The sequence below is a fragment of the Oleiphilus sp. HI0125 genome (assembly GCF_001635355.1).
Genome location: NZ_LWGF01000303.1, coordinates 1 through 1,233 on the forward strand (window position 1 = coordinate 1; position 1,233 = coordinate 1,233).

2 protein-coding genes and 1 pseudogene are annotated in these 1,233 nt (G+C 43.9%); all 3 read left to right on the top strand.

Going from position 1 to position 1,233, the window contains the following annotated elements; translation table 11 throughout:
• Positions 1-420, top strand: a 420-nt coding sequence (hemJ, locus tag A3762_RS04140) for a protoporphyrinogen oxidase HemJ (protein ID WP_068754221.1), incomplete at its 5' end; no start/stop codon positions are given.
• Positions 417-1,037, top strand: a complete 621-nt coding sequence (thiE, locus tag A3762_RS04145) for a thiamine phosphate synthase (protein WP_068501687.1) — start codon at positions 417-419, stop codon at positions 1,035-1,037. The genes hemJ and thiE, both read left to right, overlap by 4 nt.
• Positions 1,038-1,053: 16 nt before the next feature.
• Positions 1,054-1,233 (top strand): annotated as a pseudogene (locus tag A3762_RS04150) (aspartate aminotransferase family protein); the annotation flags it as partial.

Here is a 1,233-nt window from a genome sequence, read left to right on the forward strand (position 1 = left end):
TGGTTCAAAGCTTTTCATATTATTTCGATGGTTTGCTGGTTCGCAGCATTATTTTACTTGCCCCGCTTATTTGTCTATCACTCCATGGCCGACGATCAAGCAGGGATTGATCGCTTCAAGATCATGGAACGAAAACTCTATAGAGGCATTGCAACGCCCTCTATGGTTGCCACATTTATCTTTGGCTTTGCACTAATTGGTTATGCACCTGAATATTATGCTTCCCAGATTTGGTTCCATATCAAAATAACGCTGGTTCTAATCTTGGCTGCATACCATGGTTATTGTGGCGTGTTACTGAAGAGCTTTGCGCGCGATGAAAACGATAGAGGCCATGTATTCTATCGCTGGTTTAATGAGTTCCCTGTTCTTATTTTATTTTCGGTTGTCATTTTAGTGGTGGTCAAACCTGGGTTATGAGTTCTGCTCTTTCTGGCTTATACGCCATTACCGATCCAAACCTTATACCTAGTGGAGAGGAATCTCTTTGCAGAGCTGTGCGCGAAGCCTTATTAGGTGGCGCGCGTATTATTCAGTATCGCAACAAAATCGCATCGGTCGACCAGCAACTAAAAGAAGCGCGATTTATAAAATCTCTGACTCAAGAATTTGACGCTCTACTATTCATCAATGACTCGATTGAACTTTGCCTTGCCGCAAATGCTGACGGCGTTCATCTAGGCCAAAATGACGACAAAATTAGCTCTGCAAAACAGCAATTAGGCTCAAAGCTTCTAGGTGTTACATGCCACAACTCAATTGAGCTTGCCGAAGTAGCAATTGGCAATGGCGCAGATTACTGCGCATTTGGAGCAATCTTCCCCTCCACAACGAAACCGCAAGCTCAACCCTGTTCACTTGCGACATTACAACAAGCAAGTAAACTTCCTGTGTCAATTTGTGCAATTGGCGGAATTACTGCTGATAACGGAAAGCAAGTTATCCGACATGGAGCAGACATGCTTGCTGTGATTTCGGGTGTATTTGGGCAACCTTCTATTCAAGCTAATGCACGCGCATTAGCATCACTATTTTGATTTTTTGGAGTAAACAATGTCTCGTTCTGAAGACCTGTTTCACGATGCTCAAAGCGTCATACCTGGCGGTGTTAACTCGCCTGTTCGTGCTTTTAAAGGCGTTGGCGGTAGCCCTCTATTTTTTGAAAAAGGTGAAGGNGCTTACCTTATCGATGCAGACGATAAACGTTACATCGATTACGTCGGTTCATGGGGG

Coding starts and splice junctions, on each gene's coding strand:
- thiE (WP_068501687.1), top strand. CDS start 417: ATGAGTTCTGCTCTTTCTGGCTTATACGCCATTACCGATCCAAACCTT.